The organism is Kitasatospora sp. NPDC056181 (assembly GCF_042266225.1).
Classification (GTDB): Bacteria; Actinomycetota; Actinomycetes; order Streptomycetales; family Streptomycetaceae; genus Kitasatospora.
On record NZ_JBHJUK010000127.1, the window covers coordinates 1 to 25,874 of the forward strand.

24 protein-coding genes and 1 pseudogene are annotated in these 25,874 nt (G+C 72.6%); 16 read left to right on the forward strand and 9 right to left on the reverse strand.

The window, feature by feature from the left end; translation table 11 throughout:
• Positions 1–83 precede the first annotated feature (83 nt).
• The gene (locus ACFC1F_RS33705) at positions 84–494 is read right to left on the reverse strand and encodes an organic hydroperoxide resistance protein (RefSeq protein ID WP_148640782.1); all 411 of its coding nucleotides are present in this window, start codon (positions 492–494) and stop codon (positions 84–86) included.
• A gap of 133 nt (positions 495–627) precedes the next feature.
• Here ACFC1F_RS33705 and ACFC1F_RS33710 point away from each other — a divergent pair, with 133 nt between their 5' ends.
• The 4 genes from ACFC1F_RS33710 to ACFC1F_RS33725 all read left to right on the forward strand — a co-directional run bounded on the left by ACFC1F_RS33710 (position 628) and on the right by ACFC1F_RS33725 (position 2,562).
• Positions 628–1,215 carry a MarR family winged helix-turn-helix transcriptional regulator gene (locus ACFC1F_RS33710; protein ID WP_376164102.1) on the forward strand — a complete coding sequence of 196 codons (588 nt, stop codon included), beginning with the start codon at positions 628–630 and terminating at the stop codon, positions 1,213–1,215.
• A 162-nt stretch (positions 1,216–1,377) separates the two neighbouring features.
• Positions 1,378–1,569: a hypothetical protein gene (locus ACFC1F_RS33715; protein WP_148640780.1), complete on the forward strand. Its 192-nt coding sequence runs from the start codon at positions 1,378–1,380 to the stop codon at positions 1,567–1,569.
• A gap of 222 nt (positions 1,570–1,791) precedes the next feature.
• The gene (locus tag ACFC1F_RS33720; protein WP_376164104.1) at positions 1,792–2,022 is read left to right on the forward strand and encodes a hypothetical protein; all 231 of its coding nucleotides are present in this window, start codon (positions 1,792–1,794) and stop codon (positions 2,020–2,022) included.
• A gap of 174 nt (positions 2,023–2,196) precedes the next feature.
• Positions 2,197–2,562 carry a hypothetical protein gene (locus tag ACFC1F_RS33725; protein ID WP_209410928.1) on the forward strand — a complete coding sequence of 122 codons (366 nt, stop codon included), beginning with the start codon at positions 2,197–2,199 and terminating at the stop codon, positions 2,560–2,562.
• A 206-nt stretch (positions 2,563–2,768) separates the two neighbouring features.
• On the opposite strand, the gene ACFC1F_RS33730 is transcribed toward ACFC1F_RS33725, so the two are convergent.
• Together ACFC1F_RS33730 and ACFC1F_RS33735 are read right to left on the reverse strand one after the other, a co-directional pair.
• Positions 2,769–3,536, reverse strand: a complete 768-nt coding sequence (locus tag ACFC1F_RS33730; protein ID WP_376164106.1) for a hypothetical protein — start codon at positions 3,534–3,536, stop codon at positions 2,769–2,771.
• Between the two features lie 103 nt (positions 3,537–3,639).
• Entirely contained in the window at positions 3,640–4,380 is a 741-nt protein-coding gene (locus ACFC1F_RS33735; protein ID WP_376164108.1) for a hypothetical protein, read from the reverse strand.
• Positions 4,381–4,508: 128 nt separating this feature from the next.
• On the opposite strand from ACFC1F_RS33735, the gene ACFC1F_RS33740 reads away from it, so the two are divergent.
• From ACFC1F_RS33740 to ACFC1F_RS33750, 3 genes are all read left to right on the forward strand, one after another.
• Complete coding sequence (locus tag ACFC1F_RS33740) at positions 4,509–5,186, forward strand: response regulator transcription factor (RefSeq protein WP_209410925.1); 678 nt, start codon at positions 4,509–4,511, stop codon at positions 5,184–5,186.
• Positions 5,187–5,188: 2 nt separating this feature from the next.
• Positions 5,189–6,706, forward strand: a complete 1,518-nt coding sequence (locus tag ACFC1F_RS33745; protein WP_376164110.1) for a sensor histidine kinase — start codon at positions 5,189–5,191, stop codon at positions 6,704–6,706.
• A gap of 162 nt (positions 6,707–6,868) precedes the next feature.
• A complete protein-coding gene (locus tag ACFC1F_RS33750) occupies positions 6,869–7,531 on the forward strand; it encodes a 2'-5' RNA ligase family protein (protein WP_376164112.1) in 663 nt (220 codons plus the stop codon).
• Positions 7,532–7,644: 113 nt separating this feature from the next.
• Here the strand turns inward: ACFC1F_RS33750 and ACFC1F_RS33755 are convergent, their stop codons facing one another.
• A complete protein-coding gene (locus ACFC1F_RS33755) occupies positions 7,645–8,076 on the reverse strand; it encodes a helix-turn-helix domain-containing protein (protein ID WP_376164114.1) in 432 nt (143 codons plus the stop codon).
• Positions 8,077–8,210: 134 nt separating this feature from the next.
• On the opposite strand from ACFC1F_RS33755, the pseudogene ACFC1F_RS33760 reads away from it, so the two are divergent.
• Positions 8,211–8,630: pseudogene (locus ACFC1F_RS33760) on the forward strand (class I SAM-dependent methyltransferase); the annotation flags it as partial.
• A 570-nt stretch (positions 8,631–9,200) separates the two neighbouring features.
• On the opposite strand, the gene ACFC1F_RS33765 reads toward ACFC1F_RS33760, so the two are convergent.
• Positions 9,201–12,344, reverse strand: a complete 3,144-nt coding sequence (locus ACFC1F_RS33765; protein WP_376164138.1) for a M28 family peptidase — start codon at positions 12,342–12,344, stop codon at positions 9,201–9,203.
• 366 nt (positions 12,345–12,710) lie between these two features.
• On the opposite strand from ACFC1F_RS33765, the gene ACFC1F_RS33770 reads away from it, so the two are divergent.
• Together ACFC1F_RS33770 and ACFC1F_RS33775 are read left to right on the forward strand one after the other, a co-directional pair.
• Positions 12,711–14,168: a helix-turn-helix domain-containing protein gene (locus ACFC1F_RS33770; RefSeq protein ID WP_376164116.1), complete on the forward strand. Its 1,458-nt coding sequence runs from the start codon at positions 12,711–12,713 to the stop codon at positions 14,166–14,168.
• Positions 14,169–14,431: 263 nt separating this feature from the next.
• Entirely contained in the window at positions 14,432–14,896 is a 465-nt protein-coding gene (locus ACFC1F_RS33775; RefSeq protein ID WP_209414834.1) for a rhodanese-like domain-containing protein, read from the forward strand.
• A gap of 19 nt (positions 14,897–14,915) precedes the next feature.
• On the opposite strand, the gene ACFC1F_RS33780 is transcribed toward ACFC1F_RS33775, so the two are convergent.
• On the reverse strand, positions 14,916–15,686 hold the full coding sequence (locus tag ACFC1F_RS33780) for a hypothetical protein (protein WP_376164118.1): 771 nt from the start codon (positions 15,684–15,686) through the stop codon (positions 14,916–14,918).
• Entirely contained in the window at positions 15,670–16,899 is a 1,230-nt protein-coding gene (locus ACFC1F_RS33785; protein WP_376164120.1) for a hypothetical protein, read from the reverse strand. The genes ACFC1F_RS33780 and ACFC1F_RS33785 overlap by 17 nt, the downstream gene beginning before the upstream one ends.
• A 240-nt stretch (positions 16,900–17,139) precedes the next feature.
• On the opposite strand from ACFC1F_RS33785, the gene ACFC1F_RS33790 reads away from it, so the two are divergent.
• A complete protein-coding gene (locus ACFC1F_RS33790) occupies positions 17,140–17,532 on the forward strand; it encodes a hypothetical protein (protein ID WP_376164122.1) in 393 nt (130 codons plus the stop codon).
• Here the strand turns inward: ACFC1F_RS33790 and ACFC1F_RS33795 are convergent.
• On the reverse strand, positions 17,495–18,052 hold the full coding sequence (locus tag ACFC1F_RS33795; RefSeq protein ID WP_376164124.1) for a DUF3291 domain-containing protein: 558 nt from the start codon (positions 18,050–18,052) through the stop codon (positions 17,495–17,497). The two genes, ACFC1F_RS33790 and ACFC1F_RS33795, sit on opposite strands and share 38 nt — an antisense overlap.
• Before the next feature lie 607 nt (positions 18,053–18,659).
• On the opposite strand from ACFC1F_RS33795, the gene ACFC1F_RS33800 reads away from it, so the two are divergent.
• Together ACFC1F_RS33800 and lanKC are read left to right on the forward strand one after the other, a co-directional pair.
• The gene (locus ACFC1F_RS33800; RefSeq protein ID WP_376164126.1) at positions 18,660–19,331 is read left to right on the forward strand and encodes a hypothetical protein; all 672 of its coding nucleotides are present in this window, start codon (positions 18,660–18,662) and stop codon (positions 19,329–19,331) included.
• Positions 19,332–20,092: 761 nt separating this feature from the next.
• On the forward strand, positions 20,093–22,705 hold the full coding sequence (gene lanKC / locus ACFC1F_RS33805; protein ID WP_376164128.1) for a class III lanthionine synthetase LanKC: 2,613 nt from the start codon (positions 20,093–20,095) through the stop codon (positions 22,703–22,705).
• A gap of 307 nt (positions 22,706–23,012) precedes the next feature.
• Here the strand turns inward: lanKC and ACFC1F_RS33810 are convergent, their stop codons facing one another.
• Positions 23,013–23,441 carry a hypothetical protein gene (locus ACFC1F_RS33810; protein WP_376164130.1) on the reverse strand — a complete coding sequence of 143 codons (429 nt, stop codon included), beginning with the start codon at positions 23,439–23,441 and terminating at the stop codon, positions 23,013–23,015.
• Positions 23,442–23,817: 376 nt separating this feature from the next.
• Here ACFC1F_RS33810 and ACFC1F_RS33815 point away from each other — a divergent pair, with 376 nt between their 5' ends.
• The 3 genes from ACFC1F_RS33815 (at position 23,818) to ACFC1F_RS33825 (ending at position 25,820) form a co-directional block, all read left to right on the forward strand.
• The gene (locus ACFC1F_RS33815) at positions 23,818–24,252 is read left to right on the forward strand and encodes a VOC family protein (RefSeq protein ID WP_376164132.1); all 435 of its coding nucleotides are present in this window, start codon (positions 23,818–23,820) and stop codon (positions 24,250–24,252) included.
• Positions 24,253–25,071: 819 nt separating this feature from the next.
• On the forward strand, positions 25,072–25,611 hold the full coding sequence (locus ACFC1F_RS33820) for a GNAT family N-acetyltransferase (protein WP_376164134.1): 540 nt from the start codon (positions 25,072–25,074) through the stop codon (positions 25,609–25,611).
• Positions 25,608–25,820, forward strand: a complete 213-nt coding sequence (locus tag ACFC1F_RS33825; RefSeq protein ID WP_376164136.1) for a hypothetical protein — start codon at positions 25,608–25,610, stop codon at positions 25,818–25,820. Before ACFC1F_RS33820 ends, ACFC1F_RS33825 begins: the two co-directional genes overlap by 4 nt.
• Positions 25,821–25,874: the final 54 nt, after the last annotated feature.

A 25,874-nucleotide genomic window follows, 5' to 3' on the forward strand; every position in this document is an offset into this window, starting at 1 on the left:
GCCGCGCAGTCGCGCGGCGGGCCTCCGTCACGCCCGGGTCCCGTGGGTGGCGGGCTCACCGGGGGCTGTCATCCCGGACGTCGTTACTCGACGACGAGCTCGACCGGGATGTTGCCGCGGGTGGCCCGGGAGTACGGGCAGACCTCGTGCGCCTGCTTGACCAGCAGCTCGCCGGCCTCGCCCGCGAGCGCGTCCGGCAGCTCGACGCGCAGGACCACCGCGAGGCCGAAGCCGGCGCCGTCCTTGCCGATGGAGACCTCGGCGGTCACCGAGATCTCGCCGGTGTCGACCCGCGCCTGCCGGCCGACCACGCCCAGGGCGCTCGCGAAGCAGGCCGCGTAGCCGGCGGCGAACAGCTGCTCGGGGTTGGTGCCCTGCCCGTTGCCGCCGAGGGCGGGCGGCATCGCCAGGGCGAGGTCCAGCCGGCCGTCGGAGCTGACGGTGCGGCCCTCCCGGCCGTTCGCGGTGGCCACTGCGGTGTAGAGCGCGTCCATGGGTCCGTTTCCTTCCGTCCTGCGTCGGTCGTGCTTCTGCGTCCGGCGGCCGGGGCCGCCTTCCGGACTCAAGTAGAGCACACAATTGAATTGCGCACAACTGAATGGTGCATGCGGCCGGTACGATGGGGCCATGGCCAAGCCCCCCGAGACCGTCAGCCCGGCGTCGACCGACCCGGACCCGCTCCGCGACGAGGAGCTGCTCCGCCTCGACCAGCAGATCTGCTTCTCGTTGAACGCCGCCTCGCGCGCCTTCGGCGGCGTCTACCGGGTGCTGCTCAAGGACCTCGGTCTCACCTACCCCCAGTACCTGGTCATGCTGGTGCTCTGGGAGCACGGCGAACTGCCCGTGAAGCGGATCGGCGAGCACCTGCGGTTGGACTCCGGCACCCTCTCCCCGCTCCTCAAGCGGCTGGAGGCGGCCGGCCTGGTGCGCCGCGAGCGCAGCCCCGAGGACGAGCGGTCCGTCACCGTCAGCCTCACCGGCAGCGGGCTGGCCCTGCGTGAACGGGCGGGCCTGGTGCCGCGCCGGCTCCTCGCCGCCACCGGCCTCCCGGTCGAGGACCTCGCCGCCCTGCGTTCCCTGCTGGACCGCGTCACGGGCGCGCTCGACTCGGCCGTCCTGGTCGACGACGGCGCCGGTGGCAACGAGGGCAACGAGGGCAATGTCGGCAGCGAAAGCAATGACAGCATCAAGGCCGTCAAGGGCATCCAGGGCTGAGTGCGCCCCCGGCCCGGTGGGCTTCCGGCGCTCGGTCGGGCCGGAGTTTTGACACGGGAGGCGGTTCGCAGTGTCCGGTTCGGGCGATATGGGTCCACACTCTAGGGAAGAGCTAGTCGCCCGCTCGGCGGCCGGCCCGCACTCCTCTCCCGGAGGTACTACATGTCCAGGATCAGTGACAGCGACTCCATGCCCACGCCGGACCACCTGCTCCACACCGGGGCCGAGCACCCCGTCGACCCCGAGGACATGGTGCGTGCCTCGGGGCGCGAACCCACTCCCGCGCTGATCGAGAAGGCCCGCCAGGACCTCGCCAAGTACGGCGCCGCAGCCGTGGAGCGCCTGCTCCCCTGATCGGGCGCCCGGGCGAACGCCGGCATCCACCCAGAAGACCCCGCAGAGATGCGGGGCCTTCTGGCGTGCCGGGGGACCGGTCCGCAGCGTCTTCCGTTCCACCGGATCGCAGTGGGTCGGCCCGGCCGTGGTCTCCGGCGGCGACGTCGCCTTCCCGATGACGGACTACGCCACCGGCCCGGCGGCGCCCGCATCCGGGCCATCACCGCGTCGGACCAGGCCGTGACCTACGAGCCGCTGTACAGCGAACCCGTGGGCGGCGGCTGGACCGACGCCGTGCTGCCCGGGCTCTGGCAGGTCCCGCTCACCGGCGGCGCCCCGCAGCGGCTGTCCTGCAACCGGGGCGGCCAGTACGAGGCCGCGGCCGACCGGGGCACCCGGGTGATCCGGCTGGACACCACCGCCGGCCGCACCGACCTGGTGGTCCGCGACCGCCCGGCCGGCTCCTGCTGATCCCCGCCGCCCCGGGGCCCGTTCCGCAGTGCCCCGGAGCCGGCACGGGCCCCCGGAGCCGGCACGGGCTCCGGGGCGGTGAGCGGCGGCCCTCCGGGGCCTACCCTGGATCCGGCACCCGGCGATCCGGCCGGGGGAGCGTCAGAACGGCTACGGGCACGGGGGAGTTGGGCCATGGGTGACTGGATCTGGTGGGCGATAGCGGTGGTGATGGTCGGCGGCGGCTGGAGCGGAGACCGCGTCCGGGGCATGCTCCGGACCCGGCACGAGCGGAAGCTGGAACTGCTCAAGGCCGCCGAACGTCGGCAACTCGCCCTCGACGCGGCCAAGCGCCCGCCCGAGCCGGTCTGCGGTTGCACCCACCACCTGGCCAAGCACGACCAGGCCGGCAAGTGCCACGAGACGGTCCAGGCCCCGACGGCCTGGGACGCCGAACGCAAGCCGCTGCAGTACGAGCCGCGACCGTGCAACTGCCAGCAGTACATCGGCCCCGAACCCCTGGGCACGGTCTTCGCCAAGGAGATCACCGACCGCTACTGACCGGCCCGGCCGCTGCCCTCGCCGGTGCTGTTGCCGGTGCTCTGTTGCCGCTGCCCGGGCTGGTGTTGCCGTTGGTGCTCTCGCTTGTGGCGTGCTGTGCCTGTTCCCGGTACCCGCCGGCGACTGCCGTGGGGTACCGGGAACAGCTCGTTTCGGCGGCGGGCACTCGACCGAGGCCACCCCGCCGCGGACCGGCCGTCGCCGGGCTACGCGCGGCGGCTGGACCGTGCGGTGACGGCGGACAGCGCGAGCACGGCCGTGATCAGCACGGCGAGCGCCAGGCTGACCGGGCCGGTGCCGAGGTCCAGGCCGCCGCGGGCCCGGCTCACGCCCATCCAGTCGGCGAACGAGGCGCCGAGCGGGCGGGTCAGCACGTACGCCCACCAGAAGCCCGCGACCGGGCCGACCCAGCGGGCCCGTGCGGCGACGGCCGGGACGGCGATCAGGGCGGTGAAGCCCAGTCCGGACAGCAGGTAGCCCACGTCCAGCGTGGCCGCCGTCAGATCGCCGACCGCCGTGCCGAGCGCGAAGGTGAGCAGGACGGCTGACCAGTAGAACGCCTCCCGGCGCAGTCCCGTCACCCGGTCGATCGCGAGCGAGCCCTCCACCCGGTGCCAGAGCAGGAACAAACCGGCCAGCGCCACCGCCAGGGCGCCGGCCGACACCGCGTACGGCACCCCCAGCGCGACATGCGCGACATCGGCGACCATGGTGCCGAACACGCTGACCAGGACGACCACCGCCCAGTACACCCCGGCCGCGCAGCGACGCAGCCGGAGCTGGAGCGCCAGCGCGCCCGCCAGCAGCAGGCCGGCCGCGGCGACGGCCGGGACGGGGCCGACGGTGTGGGCGAGGAAGTCGGACAGGGTCTCGCCCATACCCGTGGTGAGGATCTTGACCAGCCAGAACCAGGCGGTCACCGGCGGGACCTTGCTCGCCGCCGCCGCCGTCCGGGCCGCCGCTGCCTTCGTCACCGCTTCCGCCGTCACCGCCGCTTCCGCCGCCGTTCCCGCTGCCGTTCCCGCCGCCGGGGCGGGGGAGGCGGCAGCAGGACGGGCCGATGTGGTGCCCGTCATCTCAGCGCCCGGCGCCGTCGACCGTGCCGTTGACCACGGTGTTGCCGGTCAGCTGGCCACCCTCGTCCACCGTGACCAGGTGACGTACGCCGTCGGGGCCGACGACCACGACCGCCCAGGCACTGCCGCCGCCACGCTGGGCAACCTGCTTCAGGCACTCCACCCGGCCGCCGGGAACGGCGCCCTGGGCCTTCTCCAGCGCGGTCGACGCGGCGAGCGAGGGCAGCGGCGCGGGGGCGACGCCGCCGGGGCGGTCGCCGGCCTGCTGGTGGCGGTCCTGCTGCGGCTGCCCCTTCGGCCGGCGGCCGTCCTGCTGCCGGTCCTCCCCGGGTCGGCCGTCCCCTCGCTGACCGTCGGCCCACTCGCCGTCCCGGTGCCGGCCGCCCCGGTGCTCACGGTCGTGGCCGCCGTGGCCGTGCCCGTCCGCCAGCCCCGTGACGTGGTGGCCGCGGCCGTGCTCCTCGTGGGCCGCCGCCAGCGCCAGCCCGCCCGCGCCGAGCAGCGCGACCGCGGCCACCCCGGCGGCTATCCGGCGTTCCCGGCGGCCCGTCCACCGGCGCAGGCGCTTCACCCGGCCGCCGACCGTCCCGTCGGGCTTCCCGGACTGCGGTCCGGTCCCCTGCTGCTGGTCCTGCCCCAAGCCCTGGTCGAATCCCTGGTCCAAGCCCTGGTCCCGGTCCTGGCCGTGGTCCTGGCCGTGGTCCGGCTGGGGCGGGGTGGGCGACGACGTGGAGTCGGTCATCGGGCGTCCTCTCGTGGCTCGGCGCCCGGAACCGCCCGGGCCGCGACCCGGCGATCATGGCCGATCGTTCCTGAACCTCCGCTTAAGCCGCGTGCCGGCCCGGGAGGACCGCCTGGCACCCTGGACGGATGCACATACTCGTCGTCGAGGACGAACAGCGAATGGCGACGGCACTGCGCCGGGGGCTGGAGGCCGACGGCCACACCGTCGACACCGCCCACAACGGTCCGCAGGGCCTCGACCTCGCGGGCCGTCACCCGTACGACGTGATCGTCCTGGACATCATGCTGCCCGGCCTCAACGGCTACCGGGTCTGCGCCCGGCTGCGGGCCGACGGCTGCCGGGCCGGGATCCTGATGCTCACCGCCAAGGACGGCGAATGGGACGAGGCCGAAGCCCTCGACACCGGGGCCGACGACTTCCTCTCCAAGCCGTTCTCCTTCGTCGTGCTGCTCGCCCGGCTCCGCGCCCTGCACCGCCGCACCGACCGGCAGCGGCCCCGCCTGCACACCCTCGGCGACCTGGTGGTCGACGCCAACGCCCGCACCTGCACCCGGGCCGGCCACCCCACCCACCTCACCGCCCGCGAGTTCGCGATCCTGGAACACCTCGCGGCCCGGGCCGGCACCGTCGTCTCCAAGCGGGAGATCCTCGACCACGTCTGGGACACCGACCACGCCCCCGACCCCAGCATCGTCGAGGTCCACATCCACGCCCTGCGCCGCAAGATCGACACCCCGTTCGGCCGCACCGCCCTGCAGACCATGCGCGGCGCCGGCTACCGGCTCGCCCCCGACGGCGGCTGACCATGGCCCCGCCCGCCCCACGCCGGTCCCCGACCGCCCCGCTGAGGGCCCTGTCCGCCCTGCTCGGCACCGAGTCGGCCCCCGTCCGGTCCCTGCCGGCGCCCGTCCGGGCCGTGTCGGCCCCCGTCCGGGCCGTGCTGCGGGCCGCAACCCCCAGAACGGTCCGGGCCCGCGCGACCGCCGCCGCAGGCACCGTCCTCGGGGCCGCCCTCGCCGTGGCCAGCGCAGGGCTGCTGGCCGTCCTGCACACCAACCTGGTCGCCTCCGCCGCGGCCGGCACCCGCGAGCAGGCCGAGGCCGTCGCCCAGCTCGCCGCCCAGGGCCGGCTCACGCCCGTCCTGCACCCGGGCCGTGGCACCGACTTCCTCCAGGCCGTCGACGCCCACGGCACCGTCCTTGCCGCCAGTCCCGACCTCGCCGGACGGCCCGCGCTCACCGGCTCCCGCCACGCCGGCTCGCACACCACCGACTCCGTCGACCCCCTCCACGACCGCCACCGCCAGCGGCTGACCACCGTCACCACGGACACCCCCACGGGACCGGTCACCGTGTACGCCGGCACCTCGCTGCGCGCCGCCGACCAGGCGCAGGACACCACCGAGGCAGCCCTCGCCGTCGCCTTCCCGCTGCTGCTGCTCACCGGCGTCGTCGTCACCTGGCGGGTCACCGGCCAGGCGCTGCGCCCGGTCGAGGCGATCCGCGCCGAGGTCGAGGCCATCACCGACAGGGACCTGCACCGCCGGGTCCCCGAACCCGCCACCGCCGACGAGATCGCCCGTCTCGCCGCCACCATGAACGCCATGCTCGACCGCCTGGAGGCCTCCGGCCACCGGCAACGGCAGTTCATCGCCGACGCCTCGCACGAACTGCGCAGCCCCCTCGCCGTGCTGCGCACCCAGCTGGAGGTCGCCCACGCACACCCGGACGAGGCGGTCCGCGCGGAGTTGGTCCACGGCGCGCTGCTGGACACCGACCGTCTTCAGGCCCTGGCCGGGGACCTGCTGCTGCTCGCCCGCCTCGACGCCGCCACCGTCGCCGCCGACCGGCCGCGGCAGCGCGTCGACCTCACGGCCCTGGTCGCCGACACCGTCCTCGGCCGGCCCGCCGGCCCGCACCGGCGGACCACCGACCTCGCCCCGGACGTCCGGGTGGACGGCATCCCGCTCTGGCTCGGCCGGCTGCTGACCAACCTGCTCGACAACGCCGACCGGCACGCGGTCACCACCGTGCACGTCCGCCTCACCACCGACCCGGCCCTGGCGCTCGCCGTCCTCGCCGTCCAGGACGACGGCCCCGGGATCGCCCCGGGCGACCGCGAGCGCGTCTTCGAGCGCTTCACCCGCCTCGACGACGCCCGCAGCCGGGACGAGGGCGGCAGCGGCCTCGGCCTGCCCATCGCCCGCGACATCGCCCGCCATCACGGGGGCGCCCTGACCGTCACGGACACCCCCGGAGGTGCCACCCTCACGGCGACCTTCCCGCTCGCCCCCGGCGGTTCCGCAGCGCCGGACGGGTCCTGAGCCCCCGGCGGGTCTTGAGCGTCCGGCGGGTCCGGCGCGCCGACGGGTCCTGAGCCCCGGGCGGCAGGGTGCCGCGAGTGCGGTCGCGGCGGGGCGGCTCGGTGGTGGGCTTCCGGGGTGGCGGGATTCCGCGGCGGACGGCCGAAGTGGGACCCTTCCGGTATGGAGCCCGAGCCGGAGCCGGAACCGGGGCCCGAGTACGGCCCGGAGAGCGGCCTGCAGGACGGCGGGGCCGAACGTGTGGGCGTGTTCGACGTACCGCCGACGGGCCGTACCGCGGTCGCGTGGATTCCGCCGCCGGAGCTGTGGCCGCCGATCCAGGACATCCGCTGGGAGCACGATCCGCAGATCCGCCGGTGGCCGCCGCACGTCAACCTGCTGTTCGGCTTCGTGCCGGAGCCCGACTTCCCGGCGGCGGCCCCGCTGGTGGCGGCGGCGCTGACGGGGGTGCAGCCCTTCACGGCCCGGCTGCAAGGGGTGCGGAGCTTTCGCCACCGTGCGTACGCGACGGTCTGGCTCGACCCGGCCGCGGCCGGCGCGGGGCCGTGGACCGCCCTGTACCGCTCGCTGGTGGAGCGGTTTCCGGGCTGCAGCGGCCGGCGCACGGGTTTCACGCCCCATCTCTCGCTGGGACGGACCCGGGATCCGCGCGGTCTTGCCGCCGAGTGCGCCGCCCGGCTCGGGACGCGGTCCGCCGAGGTCCGGGAGGTGGTGCTGCTGGCCCGCCGCAGTGGTGACGACCCGATGCGGCCCTGCGCGACGGTCGCCCTCGGCACCGGCGAAGTCCGCTGGGCGCCCGCCGCCGCTCCGCCCGAAGGTGGTTGAGCCGGGCTTCCAGCGGTTTGGGCCGGGCTTCCGTCGTTCATCCGGGCTTCCAGTGGTTGGGCCGGCTTCCGCCGTTCACCCGGGCTTCCAGCGGTTGGGCCGGCTTCCGCCGTTCACCCGGGCCGGGGCGTCCTGCTCCCCGGCGCCGCGAGCGAGCCGGTGGACGCGGCGCGGAGGATGCGCCGGAACCTCGGGCATTCCTGGTGACTGGGCGCGGGGCAGTCGGCGGCGTGCCGGAGGGAGTCGCGCAGAGCGGTGAGCCGGCGGATCGTGACGTCCAGCTCCTGCGCCTTGGCGGTGAGCATCCGCCGGTCGATGCTCGGCTGTCCGTCGGGGCCGAGCATGCCCGCGATCTCGTCGAGGGAGAACCCGGCGGCACGTGCCAGCGCGATCAGCCCCAGCCGTTCGATCACACCGGGGTCGAACTGGCGGCGCAGGCCTCGCCGGCCCGTGGAGGCGATGAGCCCCTTCTCCTCGTAGAAGCGCAGGGTCGACACCGGAACGCCGGTGTGCCGCACCACCTCGGCGATGTCCAGGTCTGTCATGTTGTGACCCCGAGTCCGTCGACCTCAAGTCCGTTGACTTCAAAGCCGCCGGCCCCAGGCCTGTTGACCTCAAGTCGGCTTGAGGTGGAACGGTGTCATCCCGGCCCCGCGAGGGCAAGCGACAGGAGACGATCATGGATGGCGTGCAGAAGAGCGACGACGGCCAGGCGGCACGGTGGAAAGGCGCCGGGGGCCGTGCCTGGGTCGATGCGCAGGCCGTGCTGGACGGGGTGCTCAAGCCCCTTGAGGACGTGCTCATCGAGGCGGTCCCCGTCAAGGAGGGCGACCGGGTGCTCGACGTCGGCTGCGGTACGGGCGGTACGACCGTGGCCTTCGCGCGGCTGCTCGGACCAGAGGGCCGCTGCGTCGGCGTCGACATCTCCGAGCCCATGATCGACGCCGCCCGGGCGCGCGCCGAGCACGAGGGCTCGACGGCCGGCTTCGTCCTCGCCGACGCCCAGGAGTACGCGTTCGAGCCGGCCGCCTTCGACGCGGTCGTGTCGCGCTTCGGCGTCATGTTCTTCGACGACTCCGTCCGGGCCTTCGCGAACCTTCGGCGGGCCGTGCGGGACGGAGGCGAGCTGCGGTTCCTCGTCTGGCGCGGCATCGAGGAGAACCCGTTCATGACGACGGCCGAGCGTGCCGCCGCTCCGCTCCTGCCGGGCATCCCCGCCCGCCGTCCGGACGAGCCGGGCCAGTTCGCCCTCGCCGACCCGGACAGGGTCCGCCGGATCCTGGAGGGGAGCGGCTGGGCCGGGATCGACATCCGGCCCGTCGACGCGGACCTCACCCTGCCGGAGGCGGAGCTGATCGGGTACTTCACACGGCTCGGCCTGCTCGGCCAGGTCCTGCCCGGCGCCGACGAACCGACCCGCGCCCGGGTCGTCGAGACGGTCCGCGCCGCCTTCGAGCCCTTCGTGGAAGGTCCGCTGGTCCGCTTCACCGCGGCCTGCTGGCTGGTGGGCGCCCGCGCCCAGGAGGCGCCGGGCGGGGCGGGGCGCCGCCCCCGGGGGGGGCCCCGGCCCCGCCCCCGGCCCGGGCTCCCCCCGCGGCGTCGCCCCGGTTCGTCCCCCTCGACGAACCGCGGCACGGCCTGTCCCGTCGGCTGGTGCCGATCCGTCCGCTCAGATCTGCTGCCAGAGGGCCGGGACGATGTTGGGCTCCCAGCCGACCTGGGCCGTGTGGCCCTGGATGCAGCGGTAGCTGACCCCGTTGTAGGTCACCACGTCACCGGCCCGGTAGGTGGTGCCCGGCGTCCAGGTGCCGCCCGGGTTGCCCGGGTCGGTGCCGACCACCAGGGAGTACGTGGTGGTGTGGGTGGCGGAGCCGGTGCCGGTCACGGTGATGGAGTAGGTGCCCGACGCCGTGCCGGAGCCGACCGCGAGGGTCAGCGTCGCGGACCCGCCGGACTGCACCGAGGAGGGGCTGACCGTGGCGGTGACGCCGGCGGGCGCACCCGAGACGGAGAGGTTCACCGTCTGGGCCGAGCCGGAGGTGGTGGCGGTGGAGACGGTCGCCGTGGTGCTGCCGCCCGGCGTGGTGGTGCCGGTCGCCGGGTTCACCGCGAGCGAGAAGTCGTTGGTCGGCACGGGGCCGCCGCCGACCGAGGTCTTCCACAGGGTGTACGCGACGCCGTCGGCGCTGCGGTCCAGCGCGGTCGCGTTGATGTTGCTGCTGGTGTCGCACGCCGAGTGGTAGCAGGAGTCGTACGCGCGGCCCGCGGTGCCGCCCCACTTGGCGGCCTGCGCCGCGGTCTTGGTGTCGCTGGCGCCGGCCGCGTAGCCGGAGGTGGGGATGCCGGCCTGCTGGAACGAGTAGTCGTCGGAGCGGCCCTGGCCCTCGACGTTCTCCTCCGGCTGGAGGCCCAGGGAGTCCCAGTAGGCCTTCATCGGCGCGGACGCGGCGGAGTTGAGGTTGTTGACGAAGTAGCCGGCGTTGGGGGAGCCGACCATGTCGAAGTTGTAGTAGCCCTTGATGGCGCTGCGCTGGGTGGAGCCCAGCTGGCTCACGTAGTACTGCGAGCCCTGGAGGCCCTGCTCCTCGCCGGTCCACCAGGCGAACCGGACGTGCCGGGTCAGGGTGGGGTTCTGCTGGGCGAGGGCGAGCGCGTTCTCCAGCAGGACGGCGGAGCCCGAGCCGTTGTCGTTGATGCCCGGGCCGGCGCTGACGCTGTCCAGGTGGGCGCCGAACATGGTGACCTGGTCGGCGGGGCCGCCCGGCCAGTCGGCGATCAGGTTGTTGGACTGGTAGCTGCAGGAGGTGCAGGTCTGCTCGGTGACGGTGTAGCCGGCGGCCTGGAGCCTGCCCTTGACGTAGGCGAGCGACTGGCTGTGCCCGGCGGTGCCCGCCCGGCGGTTGCCGCCGTTCTGCGAGGCGATGGTGTTGAGCTGGACCAGGTGCGCCTGGACGTTGGCGACGCTGATGTCGGGCGCGTTGCCGCCGGGGTTGCCGCCTCCGACCGTCAGCGTGTACTGCGCGGTGTGGGTGGCGGAGCCGGTGCCGGTCACGGTGATGACGTAGGTGCCCGCCGGGGTGGAGGCGGAGGTCGCGACGGTCAGCGTCGAGGACGAACCGGCCTGCACCGACGACGGGTTGAAGGTGACCGTGGTGCCGCTCGGCGCGCCGGTGGCGCTCAGGCCGACGGTCTGGGCGCTGCCCGAGGTGACCGAGGTGTTGACCGTGGCGGTGGTGGACGCGCCGGGCTGGACGGAGCCCGCGGCCGGGTTCACGGCCAGCGAGTAGTCGTTGTTGCCGGACGGCGTGCAGGTCGGCTCGCCGCTCTGGGTGGTCACGCTGATCGCGTCCCAGGCCGCCTTGGTCCGGGTGTACAGGGCGCACGTGGCGTCGAGGCTCTTGGCGGCGGTCAGGGTGGAGACGCGGTACTTCTTGTAGGTCATGCCGCTGGTCTTGAGCAGCATGCCGCCGTAGAAGATCCGCCCGGCGTCCTTGATCCCGACGCCGGTGACCGAGGAGTTGTTGCAGGTCGGGCTGGTGGGCTTGCCGCCGCCCGGGTTGGAGCCCTCGGCGAGCAGGTAGAACCAGTGGTTCAGCGGGCCGGCCGCGGCGTGCACCTCGGTGCTCGGGATCGAGGACGAGTAGCAGTTCGGGTTGTTGCTCACCAGCGAGGGGTTGTACATGTTCCGGATCGGCCCGCTGCCGACCAGGTTGATCATCTCGCCGACGGTGTAGTCCGGGTTGTCGTACGGGGCCGGCTCGTTGGCGTACGCCTCGGTCAGCGCGCCGAAGATGTCGCCGGTGCCCTCGCCGAGGCCGTTCTCGTTGTTGGCGCCGCCGGGGGTGTACTGGTCGATGCCGTGCCCGAACTCGTGGCCGACCACGTCGATCGAGGCGATCCACTCGTTGGCGTTGTTGTGGCCGATGGAGACGGAGGTGCCGTCCCAGTAGGCGTTGACGTCGTTCAGGCCGACCTTGACCGGCCAGCTGCCGCCGTTGCCGTTGTGGCCGTTGCGGCCCAGCCAGTCGCGGAGCATGTCCCACTCCTTCTGCGCCGCGAACATCACGTCGGCGCAGCCGGTCTCCTTGCTGGTCGGGTTTCCGGTGCCCCAGGAGTCGCCGGACTTGGAGAACACCTGGCCGCTGCTGTAGTCGGCACAGCTCAGCCCGGGGCGGTTCGGGTCGCGCAGCGAGTACGAGCCGCCGGAGTTGGTGGTGCTGATGGTGACCGGGGCGGGGCCGTTCCACTTGCTGTTGGCGGTACCGGCCTTGACGTCGTCGTAGCTGTCGATCACCTCGCCGGTGCGGGCGTCCACGAAGACGTGCAGCCTGCTCGGGGCGGCGGAGGTGCGGCCGGTGAGCACGGTCTCCCAGGCGAGGCGCCCGGCGCCGTCCTGGACCTTGACCACCAGGCGGCGGGAGTCGACGCCGTCCACCGCGGCCAGCCTGGTGCGGGCGGTCTTCTCGGCGTTGGCCGCGCTGACCAGCGGCGTGGTCGAACCGCCGACCGGGCCGGTGGCGGCCGCGGTGAGGCCGCGGACCTTGCCCTGGCCGTCGGCTATCACGACGGCGTCGCCGCCGACCACCGGCAGGCCCCGGTAGCTGCGCTCGTACGCGACCGAGTAGAGGCCGCCGAGCCAGGGGGTGACGGACTGGCGCTCGTAGGTCTCGCCCGGGCCCTTGGCCAGGGCGTCCAGGCCCGCCGCGGCCGCCTGGTCGGCGGCGTTGACGGCGGCGGCCAGCGCGCTCGGCGGTGCCGGGACGGCCGGGCCCGGTTCGGCGGCGGCCTGCCCGACCGCGGTGGCGGTGAGCATGCCGGCCAGGACGGTCAGGGTGGTTCCCGCCGTCAGTAGTCTGCGTTTCACTGGGGCTCCTCGAACGTGGGGGTGCCTGTACGCGGAAGGAGCGCCTGACAGGCGCTCACCTCGGGCCGCATCGGGGGACGGCCGTGCGGTCGTCCGCGTTCGGGTGCCGGAACCCTCACACGCCGTCATGCCCCGGTCAACGGCTCCGGCAGGCCGTCCGTGCGGTTGGCAAGTTCTGTCAAGCTGCGGGTTTGGTGAAGAGGTTGAGACCAAGAGGTCGAGACCAGTTGGGGCCACCGGATGTACGGGGCGGCTGCGCTCCAGTACCGTCCTTCTCGTCGGAAGGACCGGGATCGGACTCGGGAGGGCAGCCCCGTGCACCGGAACCACAACGGCGAAGCCGTCGGTGACGGACCGTCGGCAGACGCACTGTGGCGGGCCTTCGGCACACTCCTGCGGCACTGGCGCCGCCGCGCCGGACTCACCCAGGCCCAGCTCGGCGCCGAGATCGGCTACGACCACACCGCCGTGAGCAAACTCGAACACGGCACCCGCCGGACCACCCCGCGGGTCGCCGACCGGCTGGACGACCTGCTCGCGGCCGGCGGCGAACTGCGCGCCGCCTGCCGACGGGCCGAGGACGGGCCACCGCGGGCCCGGGCCACCCCGGCCCCGCCCGCCGGGCCGGCCGCCTGGGCGCGACCGCCGCTGCCCGGGCACACCGGCGCCCCGGAGGCCGCCGCCCCACCACCGGCCTCACCGCTCGCCGCACTGCTCGCCCCGCCGCCGGCTCCGCTCACCGCACTGCTCGGCGGGGGCGAACCGCCCCGCCACCTGCCCGACTACGGGCTGCTCTGCCCGCTGCACGGTGCCGCCGGCTGCGCCGTGCCCGGGCCCGGCGACCTGGCCGCCCTGCACGCCGCCTTCTGCGCCGCCGGCCCCGACACCGCGCCGCCCCTCGACGCCGACACCGCCCACGCCCTCACCGGCCTGCTCGCCGCCCGCCTCCGGGCCGGCGAGACATCGGCCGGGCCCGGCACGGACGTTGTCGAGGAGACCCTGCGCGTCATCCTCGGCCGCCTCGCCCGCACCCGCTCGGCCCACGCCCGCCGCCCGCTCGCCCGGCTCGCCGCCGAGTACGCCCACGCCGCCGGCGGGCTGCGGATGCAGCACGGCCGCTACGCCACCGCGATGGCCTGCTTCGACCGCGCGCTCAGCTGGTCCGAACTGGCCGACGACCCGGCCACCCAGGTCGCCGCGCTCAGCGACATGAGCTCCCTGGCCCGCCTCGACGGCGACCCGGCCGCCGCCCTCGGCTACGCCCGCGAGATCGCCCGCGCCGCACCCGGCCGGCACTGGGCCGGGGCGATGTCCCAGATCGGCCAGGCCCGCGCGCACGGCCTGGCCGGCGATGTCCGGGCCACCGTCCGGCACATCGCCCGCGCCCGGCTCCACCTCGACCACATCGGCGAGCACGACGAGGCCGACGCGGCCTGGCTCGGCATCGCCTCGATGCGCCTGCGGGTGGAGTCCGGCGCCGCGGCCGCCCTGCGCGACGCCGCCGCGTCCGTCGACGACCCCCGGCTCGGGCTGCGCGCCGTGGACGCCGCCGAGACCGCGCTGCGCCTCCTCGCCCCCGACCAACTCCCCACCACGCGGACGCTGTTCACCATCCGGATCGCCGACTGCTACCTCTGTGCGCACGACCCGCAGGCCGCCGTCGCGCTGCTCGCCCCGCTGCTGGCGGACGCCGCCGCGCTCCCCGCCCTCGCCCGCCACGAGCTGCGCGGGCTGCGGACCCGGCCGGCCGCCGTGGGGCTGGCGGTGGGCTGAGGGGCGGTGGCGCCGTCGCGTTGCCCGGGCCGTTGCCGGGCGGGGGCGCCGTCGCGTTGCCCGGGCCGTTGCCGGGCGGGACTCAGGGGGTGGCGGCGGGCGGCGTTCGGGCTGGCGGAATCTTGACGACCGTAGGCGTTCCCGCCGCTCGCGGGCCCCGGTCCGGAACGGAGAAGATCGAACCACCGCCGGACAGGGCGGAAGCCGGAGCGGCTTCGCCCCGGTGCGAGTCCGCCCACGCACGAGCCCCGAGGAGCACCCCGATGACCACCAGCGCCGTTCTCAGCGTCCCCGCCGCCGACCCCGCCGTCGCCGCCGCCCACTACCTCGCCCGCCTGGCCTTCGAGGCCGACGTCTCCGACGTGCACGCGGACCTGACGGCCGGTGCGGCCGGCGTGGTCGTCGTCGACTCCCGCAGCGACGTCGCGTGGGCCCAGGGCCGGATCCCCGGCGCGGTGCACATCCCCACCGCGCGGATCGCCGAGCTCGCGCCGCAGCTGATCGCCCCCGGGACGACCGTGGTCACCTACTGCTGGGGCCCCGGCTGCAACGGCGCCACCCGGGCCGCGCTCGCCTTCGCCCGGCTCGGTTTCCCGGTCAAGGAGATGCTGGGCGGCTTCGAGTACTGGGCGCGCGAGGGCTTCGCGTACGACACCGACCACGGCACCGAGCAGCGGCCGGTGGACGACCTGACCGCGCCGCGCTCCGGGATCTCCTGCGCCTGCTGAGTCCCCCCGACCATCGAGGTCAGACGGGTGGCATCAGATCGCTCTCGCTGACGGTGTACGTCAGCGGGGGGTAGACGAAGTCCGTTTCCTTGTTCTCACGGCGCCGCAGTCGGTAGAACTCGTGCCGCTGCTCGTCGTCGGCCGACATGAGGCGCGCACCCTGCGGGAGGTACGCCTGTCCGTCGCGAAACCGGACGAACGTTTTCGACGTCCGAAAGGTGACGCCCAACCATTGGTTGTCCGCCCTCCGGGCGGGCGTGTCCAAGACGATTCTGTGCCTGAGCCACCGATTCGAGTCGACGGAAAACGCGACGATACCGTGATGGGTGAGGGGGATCTCGAACTTCTCGCCACCGGATCCCTTTGATTCGAAGATCAGCTTCCTTGGCGGGATCGCTTCGGGATGTTGGTAGCAGGAGAACACGGCGATGAACGACTCGTCGGCCAGATCGAGGGCTTGGTCGGAATGGCTGCCCATGGTCGAGTAGGCGTTCGTGTAGCTCTCGATGAGAGCGTTGTTGAAGCCGACCGAGAGCGCCGCACGTTCTTGGACCTGTTGCGCGAGCCGTTCGTGAACCGCTCGGAAGCGCTGCGTCGGGCTGTCGTACCGAGTGGTGGTGCGTACGAGAGGCACGCCGCCCGCCTCGTCGGTCCTGGAGAGAACGGCCCCCCGCCGGCCTTTTCCCACGTCTTCCAGGCGAGCCGACGCGGACAGCTCCGCGAAGAGATTCCCCTCGATGGGCAGAGTGCACGAGAGGATCTCGTCCGAGATCCTAGGCTCGGGGTGCAACGTAGTCTCCCGTGTTCATGCTGAAGAGGAATTTGCCGCCGTAGTCGACGAAGGACGAGGTCCTGTTCTCCTCGGCGTACAGCCTGCGCAGCTCGTCCATGCCGGCCGGTGTGGGTGGCTCCAGCTTCACCAGGTCTCCGGCCATCTTGAGGAACGTGTGGCCGTTCTTGTGGACGGCTTCGGTGCTCGAACAGCGCACCACGTATCCCAGGCGGGTCGGGAGCAGCTCGGCGTCCAATGTGGAGGGCCGGATCTCGTGCGTGTACAGGCGGTTGGTGGACAGCGGCATGAAGAACACGGAGCCGGGGTAGAGCGTCACGGTGAACTGCGGGGGGAGCGCGACCCCGGCGGGTTCGTCGGTCCGGTCCTTGAGGCGAAAGTGGAGTTTGGTCAGCCCGCTGGCACCCTTCACGCCGTAGTCGAAGGCGTCCTCGGCCAGGGGTTGCAGCTTGTCGAGCCGGTCGTAGAAGGCGCAGAAGGCCATGATGCCGTTGGCGGGCATGTCCTTGGTCTTGTCGGCATGGGCCGAGATCCTGGCCTTGGACTGCTTGCGCTCGGCGGTGGCAAGGGTGTTGTGGTAGATCTGGGCGAGAACGTGATTCAGCGGTGCCTGGTTCCGGAAGACGGCGGCGGCCTCGCGGTTCAGAGCCTCGACGATGTGCGTGTCGGTCGGGCGGAAGCTCTCGGTCGGCCCCGAGAGATTCGTGGAGCACCGCAGCAGGCGGAAGTGCAGTTCGTCACCGTTTCGCGTGACGGGCGTCAGATAGATTCCGCTGCGATGGGCGGTTCCAGGCTTGGTGGACTCCGTCAGGGACTGGAACGCGTGCTCCGAGCGGATCCGTCCGAAGTGATCGGCGTCGAGTCCGAAGAACCGCCGGTAGTAGACGCCGACGCCGTGTACGCGGACGGGAACTCGGCCGGGGTCGACGGGGGTCCAAGGTCGGTCGACGTCCTCGTGGTAGCCGTGCGACAGCTCCCGGATGACGAACACCCGGTCGGCAGCCTGCAGTTGGCGGCCGCTGATGCCGGACACGTCGCCACACAGGTAGACGGTCTTCCGCGCGAGGTCGAGCGAACCGGAGGCGAGGTCCTCCGGCGTGATCGTGGACCCGAAGAAGTCCCTGACCAGGTCATTGTCCTGCAACATCGAAGGCGCAACCAAGATGTTGCTCGCATCCTCGATGCGGGCCTCTGCTGGCTCTGTTGTGTACATCAAACGGCACCTGCCATTCGCAGATCCTGATGGATTTCTCAAAACCGTGGACATGGCAACGGCCCGCACTCTTTCATTTGCGTGGTGAGGCGTAAATGAAAGGAGACGGACCGTTGGACCTTCGATGCTCTCACGGGCGTTGGACAGTGGGCAACGGGGTTCTGCTGTACGGGCGGGTGGTGATGGTGGCTGGTTGGGAATTCGGGTGTCCTGACGGTGACACCGTGCGAGCATCGCCGCGTGATCGACAACGAGGGGCTGTTTGCCGCCGACCTGATCGGGAGGCGACTGCTGAGGGTGACCACGGCTTGGCATCACCACGCCGACGACGAGCCGTCGCTGGTGCACCTGTGGCTTGAAATGGAGGGGCTGGGGCCGGTTCTGTTCCACACACCCTCGACCGGCCTGCTGCTGCTTCTCGATGAGCCGCACGGAGGGTATTCGATGGAGGAGCACGGCAGTGTGTCCGTGGTCGACGATTCGCCGGATGTTCCGGTGACCCCATTCGTCGGGCAGCGGGTGCGTTCGGTTCGGGAGATCGGCTACAGCGACGGCCATGTCGAGTTCGTTCCGGCTGCCTTGTCAGGCTTCCTCGTCAGCGAACCTGGTCGCTCTTCGGCTCGATGCCTCTGATCCTGGTCGGAGTTCCGTCCGGGGCGAACGAGTGGTGGAAGTTGAAGGCGTGCGGCGCGGAGCCGTGGTCGTGGAGGTGCTCCAGCCTGGAGACCCCGTCCTGCCAGGTGGGTATCACGCCGTCGGAGACCCACCAGAACACGTGACTCGGGTGTCCTGTCCGCTCGAACCAGTCGTAGCGCCTGTTCAGCGCCTCACGGTGCAGCCCGGTGTAGATGGCGTCGAAGGCGGGGCGCAGGTCGGTCCAGAGTGAGAGGGTCGTGGCCAGCGCGGTGGTCTCCAGCGTACGGCCCTTGCCGTACCAGGTCGGTACGGCGAACTCTCCCCAGGCACCCCAGCCCAGGTCGAAGTGTGTGCCCCGCTCGCCGTCTTCCGCTTCGGCATGAGCGAGGTACCCGGGGTGCCGGCTGATCGTCCGGTAGACGGCCTCGCTGCTGTCGTGGAGCTCGCGCGTGAGAGGTGCGGGATCGGCGAGAGGCGACTTCAGGACGCCGAAGGTGTACAGAGCAAGATGAGGCAATGCGTCTCTCCCTGGTTGGGGTGCCCGGTGTGGACCCGGTTCGGTGGCTTGCGTATGGGGGCGAGGCTTCGTGGGGCGTGACCGACCCATCCCGTCGCGGGTGGCTCAGCCTGAAGGAACTCCCGTGCGACCGTGGGCGATCGCCGAAGACCAGGTGAAGGTAGCTGCTTCTGCGGGCCCTGTCGAAGTTGCGTTTTCCCTGTCCAAATGGCCTCTTGCACCGGTCAATGCGGGGGCGGGGGCGGGGGCGTTGGCGGTGACGGGCGGGGCAGGCTGCGGGGTGTCAGTGATCGGCTTCGGTCGGTCGGTTCGCCCGCCGTGCCCGTCCGCACCCCCTGTCCGACCGCCCCGAGTGCCACCGAACGCGCTGGTTGTGCCCGGAACTGGCCGGAGAGACCCGAGGGTTGACGGTGGACGGCCGGCGCGGACGGCTCCTCAGCGGCCCGTCACCCCTGCCGAACGGCTGGGGTGACGGGCCGTCGGCGAGCCTCCAGAACCTGCCGATCGGCACTTGGGCGGGCCTGCGGGCGGGCGGGAAGCTGGACGCGTCACCAGGACGAAGCCCCCGGCCCCCGGCCGACGGGCCCAGCCGACAGAGGAGTTCACCATGTCCGCCTTCTTCACCGTCACCCGCTCGAAGGTCTCCGGGGCGCTCGCTGCCGCCGCCGTCCTGCTCGTTGCCGCCGGCATCGGCGCGGGATCGTCCCCCGCCGCTGCCGGGGCGGCGCCCGACGGCTTGGAAGCGGGCCGCGGGACGGCGTCAGCGCAGGCGAAGGTCAGCGGGTCGGCGCGGATCTCCTTCGTCTACTCGCCCGACGACGACATACGCTTCACCTTCGACGTGGAGGCCGCACCGTTCACCCGGCCGTTGCCCGGGCTGCCGAAGGGTCTGCCGACCGACGCTCGCGGCACCGTACGGATCTCCCACCACGTCGCCGGCTCGGACCACGCCGTCACCTCGGAGGCGGCCGTGGACTGTCTGGTGACGGGGGACCGGACGGCGTCGTTCACCGCCGTCATCACCCGGGCCGACCCTGAGGTCGCCGACACCGTCGGCCAGCGTCGCGGCTTCAGCGTCCTCGACGGCGGCTCGCCCCGTCACCCCGACCGGGTCGGCTTCTCGTGGGGCGTGGTGAACGTCGACGACACCGACCCCGGCGGGCCGGTGGAGGGCAAGGTCGGCACCTGCATGGCCCCGGCACCGTTCGCCCCGGTCATATCCGGCGACCTGACCGTTCGTCCCGGCGAGCTCGCTCCGATGCCGGCAGGTGGCCAGTGAGGCCTTGGCCTCCGGTGAGCGCGAACTCGGCGACCCGTCCGAACGGGAGTGAACCCTCGCCCGGACCAGCGCCTCCGACCCTGCCGCAGCCCGCCGGCACCGCCCCGCAGTACCGCCCCACGGCACCACCCCGCCGTGCCGCCCTACGGCACCGCCCCGCAGTACCGCCCCACGGCACTCCTCCACCTCGGACCGGAACCGGGCCTGCCGAGAACCGAGCCTGCCGAGATACCGGCCGCGGCGGCCAGCAGGGGTGGGGTGGTATCCGGGCCGGATTTCCACTTCGGGGGGGCGAAGGTGATCACGGCGGGGGGTGTCGGGTCGCCGTCTGCCTGATCGGGCACCCGCCGCTGCCCGCGCGATCCGTGGCCGGGTCCTGCCGGTGGATTGTCGGCCGGTTGGCTGGAAACAGCCGTCGTCCGCCGGTGGGGCTGGAGCCGGAATCCTTGTCGCCGCACCCAGAAAGAGGCTGGTGCATCGGCTGACCAGGGCGGCTCCGAACGCCGGTGGCCGGCGGCCACGTACGGACGGAGGCGGGCGGTTCACCGGCTTTCGGCCAACGTGAAACACTGCCAATTCGGGCAGAATTCGCGACCAGCACCTCCGCTTAACACGCCGTTATTACTCCCGCAAGCCTTGAGCCGCTCTCCGGATACCGGATATACCTGTGCCATCGCCGGGCCGGACCGCCCGACGCGATGACAAACGGCCTGGCAAAACCCGCACGGGCCGCCGAGAAATGTGTGAGGGGGATCCCCGGAATGCGGCCAGCGGACTATGGGCAGTTCTGCGAGACGGACCCGGTCTTCTACGACCAGCCCGGCTCCGGCGACGACGCGGCCGACCTGTACCCGCCCGCCACCCGGCCGGTGCCGGAAGGGTGGGAACGCAGCCGGGACACCGTCTGGGTCTACCTGCACCCGGAGGGCACCACGCTGCCGGACCAGGGCTGGAAGGTCCACGTCTCCGGCAGCCTGGACGAGGCCCCCGAAATCATCGAGACCGTCCTTGAATTCTGCCGCACCGAGCGAATCAGTGCGAAATTCCTGGCCGGCCTCGAAACCGTCCTCAAAGCCAACTCCAAGTACGCGCCGCGCGGCTCCAGCGGAAAACTGCTGACCCTCTATCCGCGCGACCCGGACGAGCTGCGCCGCCTTCTCGACGGGCTGACCCCGCTGTTGGCCGGCCGACAGGGCCCGTACATCCTCAGCGACCTGCGCTGGCGCGACAGCCTGCTCTACCTCCGCTACGGCGCCTTCCGTCAGCTGTACTGCCTGGACGAGCAGGGCCGCACGGTCTCCGCCCTGCGCGACGCCACCGGCACCCTGGTCCCCGACCTTCGCCGGCCGGTGTTCTCCGTCCCTGAGTGGGTGGAGATCCCGGACTTCCTGGCCGAACAGATCGCCGCCCGCGGTCGCCAGGCCGCCCCCGAGGACTTCCCGTACGACATCGAGCGGGCGCTCCACTTCTCCAACGGCGGCGGCGTCTACAAGGCCCGGGACCGCCGCGACGGCCGGACGGTCGTCCTGCGCGAGGCCCGGCCGCTGGCCGGACTCGACCAGCACGGAGCGGACGCCGTCCAACGCCTCCACCGCGAGGCCGACATGCTGCGCCGGCTCGCCGGGCTGGACTTCGTCCCGCAGCTCTTCGACCACCTGAAGGTGTGGGAGCACGAGTACCTGGTCGAGGAGTTCATCGACGGGGAGAAGCTCGAGCGCTACCTCTTCACCGGCCGTCACCCGCTGCTGCGGGCCGAGCCGACCGAGGCCGCGCTCGCCGAGTACGCCGCGACCGCACTCGACTTCGCCGGGCAGTTGACCGCGATGCTGCGCACCCTGCACGGGCACGGCGTCGCATTCGGCGACCTCCATCCGGGCAACGTGATGGTCCGGCCGGACGGGCGGCTGGCCCTGGTCGACTTCGAGCTCGCCTTCGACCTCGACGGCGGAACCCCGCCAGGATTCGGCGCACCGGGCTTCATCTCCCCGGCCGCCCGCACCGGCAGGTCGATCGACGACTACGCGCTCGCCTGCATGCGGCTCTTCCTCTTCCTCCCGCTCACCTTCCTGATCGAGCTGGACTCCGGCAAGGCCACCCAGCTCGCCGAGGCCGCGGCGGACCGCTTCGGCCTGCCCGCCGGTTGGGCCGCCGAGCTGGTCCGCGACCTGTCCGCCGCCACCGGTGGCACCCTGCCGCCGGGGACGGCCGAACGGACCGGGGTCGGAGGTGGTGCCAGTAGCAGCGCGGGCACCAGCTCCGGCCGCCCGCTACCCGTCCCGTCCACCCCGGCGGACCGGCGCCGCGTCATGGACGAGCTGGCGGAGGGCATCCTGGCCGCCGCGACCCCGGCGCGCACCGACCGCCTGTACCCGGGCGACCCGGAACAGTTCAACCGGGCCGGCATCGACCTCGCCCACGGCGCCTCAGGGGTGATCCACGCCCTCGCGACCGCCGGTTACCCCGTCCCCAAGGCGCACGTCGACTGGCTGCTGCGGGCCGCCCGCGATCCCAAGGTGGTCCGCCCCGGCCTCTACGACGGCCTGCACGGCGCGGCCCTCGCCCTCGACCAGGTCGGCTGCGAGGCGGAGGCCATGGACGTCCTCGCCCGGGCCCGCAAGCTCACCGGGCACCGGCGGCAGCTCGGCGTCTTCGGTGCGGACCTGGCCGGCGGCCTGGCCGGCATCGGCCTCAACCTGCTGCACTTCGCCGACCGCCACGCCGATCCGGGCCTGGCGGAGGAGGCGCTCGCCATCGGCGAGGAGTTCGCCGCGTCCGGCGGCCCGCCCCTGGGCAAGGGCCGGGTCGGGCTGCTGCACGGCGGCTCGGGGGTGGCGCTCTTCCTGGTCCGCCTCTACGAGCACACCGGGCAGGAGCGCTGGCTGGACCTCGCCGAAGGAGCTCTGGCCCGCGATCTGGCCGCCACCCGGCTGGACGAGAAGGGGCTGCTCCTCACCCAGGACAACCAGTCCACGGCCTACCTCGGTTCCGGGTCGGCGGGCGCGGTGATCGCCGTGCGCGCCCTGCTCCGGCACCGCCCCGACCCCCGGTTCGCGGAGGCGGCCGAGCAGCTGGACCGGGCCTGTGCGGCCGAGTTCTTCCTGATGCCCGGCCTCTTCGAGGGCCGAGCCGGCCTGATCTGCGCCCTCGCCACCGGCGACTCCCCGCACCTGGACCACCAGGTCGACCGGCTCTCCTGGCACCTGGTCCGCCATCAGGACCGCGTCGCCGTGCCCGGGCAGCAGCTCTACCGGCTCTCCACCGACCTGGCCACCGGCGCGGCCGGTGTCCTCCTGGCGCTCCACGCGGCGTCGACCCGGAAGGGCGTCAGCGCCCTTCCCCTCCTGGACCACCGCGGCACTCCGTCGTCGCGGTGAACACAGCACCACCGCCGTTCCCAGCAGGGAACGGTCCCAACAGAGAAATGAGGTGTGTCATGGCTTTCATCCTCGACCTGCAGGGCCTGCACGAGGAGTCCGAGTCCATCGTCGAGTCGCTCTGGTGCAGCCACTGGTCCTCGCGCGCCTGCATGTGACGCGTGCAGTGACGAACTGACGCGGTGCCCCGCCCCCATGAGGGGTGGGGCACCGCGTTCGTCGTTGCGGGTGCCCGGGGTGTCGGGGGGTGTTCGGGGTGTTCGGGGTGACCGGGGTGCCGGCGCCGTCCGGGGTGACCGGGGCATCCTCACCGCGAGCGCGGCCGCAGCCTCGCGAGGATCCGTTGGGCTTCGTCGCGGACGTCGGCGTCCTCGTCTGCCGCCAGCTCGTGCACCTGCCTGATCAGCCGGTCCGCTCCCTCGGTCGTCATCCAGTCGGGGTCGCAGTCCAGGGCGGCTTGGATCTCGTCTGCGGTCCAGGTCTCGGCGGCCTGGCTCCTGGCCAGTAGCACGCAGCGCAGACCGGCGGTGTCCTTGCGTGCCAGCAGGGCCTCGGCGGTCTGCTGGGTGACCGCCGTGTCCTCGGCGTCCAGGAGCAGACGGTGGATGACATCCGCGACTTCGTCGATCCTGTCCGATGCCGCGAGCTGTCGCCCGGCCGCCGCACGGACCGACCAGGCCGCAGAGGCGGCGTTCCGGATCGCTGCGCTCAGTTCTTGCTCGCTGGAGGAGGCCATGCCCCCAGCTTGCCAGGGTGCACGGCGTGCTCCGCTTCCCGCCCGGGACCTGAGCGCATCCGTCCCCGACGCCGGCGGTGGGGGTGGAGGGCACCGAGTGGCGGAGGCCGGGTTCGATGGTCGTGAGGCCGGAGGGCGGGAGGGGGCCGATGGCCAGGGTTCCCGAGGCGAACGCGACCGGGTCCGCGGTCCGGTCCCGTACGGCGGGTCCGATACGGCGGGTCCGGAACGGTGGGCAATCCCTTGGAGTCACCGACATCGGTTGCACCGCCTGCGACCGCACGGCACGGCAGCCGTCCGCAAAGGGCCTTCGGCCCGTCAACATACGGATTCCTAGCGAGAATTGAGCACAAGGGGTCCCTGTTAGGGTGGTCGGATGTCAGCGATCAAGAAGTTCCAGGTCACCTTCGACTGCGCAGATCCTCAGCGCGTCGCTCGCTTCTGGTGCGAGGTGTTGGGGTACGTCGTACCGCCACCACCAGAGGGGTTCGCCACGTGGGACGACTACGACCGCTCGCTGCCACCTGAGGGTCGGATTCAATACTTCGCATGCAGTGATCCCTCGGGCGTGGGCCCGCGACTGCTCTTCCAGCGCGTTCCCGAAGGCAAGGTCGTCAAGAACCGGCTGCATCTTGACGTACGGGTCGGCACCGGACTCGTGGGTGAAGAGCGCCTGGCCACGCTTGAGGCCGAATGCGCACGACTGGTCGCGCTCGGCGCGGTACGCGTGCGACTGATGCTTGCCGATGACCAGAACGAGTCCTGCATGGTGATGCAGGACATCGAGGGCAACGAGTTCTGTCTCGACTGAGCATTCCCCCGAGACGGTGAGACGGTGAGACGGAGGGCGGCCAGGAGCCCGGCCACCTCGGCCAGGCTCCAGCCCTGCAGGGCAGGCCGTGTTCGGCGGGCCCGGACGTGGCGGTCGTCTCGATCTCGCGGCGCTCGGACAGGGTGAGCGTCCTCGGCCGGCCGTCCGCGTCGAGTTTGCGGAGCTGCGATCACTTCGCGGGCCCGGTCCGCGCTGGTGAACGTCACCTCGGCGATTCGCGCCGCGCCCAGCCCTGGGCGGGCAGCAGCACCATCTGGAGAGCACGGGGAGCCACGGCTCACCCGCCTGAGCCCACAAGCGGAGCGCGGCCGCATCACCAGCAGGTCCAGACCGCAGTAAAGCCAGCCCGCCAGCGAGTCCAGCCCCCAGCGCGGGCCCGGCCCGGCACAGGGCGAACACTGCCTGATGCTCCGGCGATCACCACGGCGATCACCACGGCGGTCCCGCTCGGCGATCGCCCGGCGGGTGCCACCTCACGAGTCGACTCCGACGGCGTTCCGTGTACCGGTTGTCGATCGTTTGTCTACAGGCAGCTGGCCCACTGAGAGTCAGTGCTCCGTTCGCGGTCCAGGAGGATCATCGTGCTCACACGGGTAGTTCGGGCAGTGGTCGGTGGTGTGGTGACGGCTCTGGTGCTCGCCGTCGCCGGTGCGCCGGCCCACGCGGGTTCGCCCCCGCGCGTCGCGGTTGAGGCCGCAGACCTGGCAGTCCCCGAAGGCTGCAGCGCCAGCCCCTTGGGCTGTACGTGACGGGCCGCAGGACCAGGTCCGGGATCCGGCACGCGAGGGGGAGGGGCGGATGACCGTCCTCGTGACACGTCGTCTTCGGCTACGGAGGTTCAGCCGTGAGGACGCGCCGGTTCTGGCTCGATACCGCTCTGACCCCTGCGTCGCCCGCTACCAGAGTTGGCGCTCGCCGATCGATCGGGCAGAGGCAGAGGCGATCGTCGCCGGCTACCTCACGGAGAATCCCGACGGGCCCGGCTTCTTCCAGTACGCGATCGAGCGGTCGCAGCGGCCCGGGCTGATCGGTGACCTCGCTGTCGCGATCGAGACCGGCGGGGGGCGGGCAACGGTGGGCATCACGCTGGCGCCGGACGTACATCATCGCGGCTACGCGACCGAGGCGATGACCGCTGTGGCAGACCGCCTCTTCGCCGCGGGCGTGCAACGGATCACGGCCGGCTGCGACGCCCGCAACACGGCGTCCGCGAAGCTCCTCCGACGAGTGGGCTTCGAACAGCACGGCCGGGAGAACCAGTACGTGGAGCAGCGTGGCATCCACGCCGACTTTCTGCTGTTCAGGATGTCGGGCGAGCAGCTGCGCCGCCCCTCATGAACCTGCCGCGAACCGACCCGGTTCCGTCGGCGATCACCAAGCGCTTTCATGCGCAACCACAACAGGAGGACATCATGGTGGATCCAGGCCGCGTCGGGAGCCGTGTCGCGCCGGTCGACGAGACCGAGGACGGCATCGACCCGGTGGGCACACCGGGCCAGGCGGACGAGTCGGACGAGCCGGGTGACTCGGGGGAGGCTGAGTCGTAGCCCTCGGATCATCCGCAGCCTCTCCCGTCGACGGCGGCCTTCCCGGTGGATGTC

Bases quoted from the DNA above. Each gene is read 5' to 3' on its own strand.
- ACFC1F_RS33705 (WP_148640782.1), bottom strand. From the start codon at position 494: ATGGACGCGCTCTACACCGCAGTGGCCACCGCGAACGGCCGGGAGGGC.
- ACFC1F_RS33710 (WP_376164102.1), top strand. From the start codon at position 628: ATGGCCAAGCCCCCCGAGACCGTCAGCCCGGCGTCGACCGACCCGGAC.
- ACFC1F_RS33715 (WP_148640780.1), top strand. From the start codon at position 1,378: ATGTCCAGGATCAGTGACAGCGACTCCATGCCCACGCCGGACCACCTG.
- ACFC1F_RS33725 (WP_209410928.1), top strand. From the start codon at position 2,197: ATGGGTGACTGGATCTGGTGGGCGATAGCGGTGGTGATGGTCGGCGGC.
- ACFC1F_RS33735 (WP_376164108.1), bottom strand. From the start codon at position 4,380: ATGACCGACTCCACGTCGTCGCCCACCCCGCCCCAGCCGGACCACGGC.
- ACFC1F_RS33740 (WP_209410925.1), top strand. From the start codon at position 4,509: ATGCACATACTCGTCGTCGAGGACGAACAGCGAATGGCGACGGCACTG.
- ACFC1F_RS33745 (WP_376164110.1), top strand. From the start codon at position 5,189: ATGGCCCCGCCCGCCCCACGCCGGTCCCCGACCGCCCCGCTGAGGGCC.
- ACFC1F_RS33750 (WP_376164112.1), top strand. From the start codon at position 6,869: ATGGAGCCCGAGCCGGAGCCGGAACCGGGGCCCGAGTACGGCCCGGAG.
- ACFC1F_RS33755 (WP_376164114.1), bottom strand. From the start codon at position 8,076: ATGACAGACCTGGACATCGCCGAGGTGGTGCGGCACACCGGCGTTCCG.
- ACFC1F_RS33765 (WP_376164138.1), bottom strand. From the start codon at position 12,344: ATGCTCACCGCCACCGCGGTCGGGCAGGCCGCCGCCGAACCGGGCCCG.
- ACFC1F_RS33775 (WP_209414834.1), top strand. From the start codon at position 14,432: ATGACCACCAGCGCCGTTCTCAGCGTCCCCGCCGCCGACCCCGCCGTC.
- ACFC1F_RS33785 (WP_376164120.1), bottom strand. From the start codon at position 16,899: ATGTACACAACAGAGCCAGCAGAGGCCCGCATCGAGGATGCGAGCAAC.
- ACFC1F_RS33800 (WP_376164126.1), top strand. From the start codon at position 18,660: ATGTCCGCCTTCTTCACCGTCACCCGCTCGAAGGTCTCCGGGGCGCTC.
- lanKC (WP_376164128.1), top strand. From the start codon at position 20,093: ATGCGGCCAGCGGACTATGGGCAGTTCTGCGAGACGGACCCGGTCTTC.
- ACFC1F_RS33810 (WP_376164130.1), bottom strand. From the start codon at position 23,441: ATGGCCTCCTCCAGCGAGCAAGAACTGAGCGCAGCGATCCGGAACGCC.
- ACFC1F_RS33815 (WP_376164132.1), top strand. From the start codon at position 23,818: ATGTCAGCGATCAAGAAGTTCCAGGTCACCTTCGACTGCGCAGATCCT.
- ACFC1F_RS33820 (WP_376164134.1), top strand. From the start codon at position 25,072: ATGACCGTCCTCGTGACACGTCGTCTTCGGCTACGGAGGTTCAGCCGT.
- ACFC1F_RS33825 (WP_376164136.1), top strand. From the start codon at position 25,608: ATGAACCTGCCGCGAACCGACCCGGTTCCGTCGGCGATCACCAAGCGC.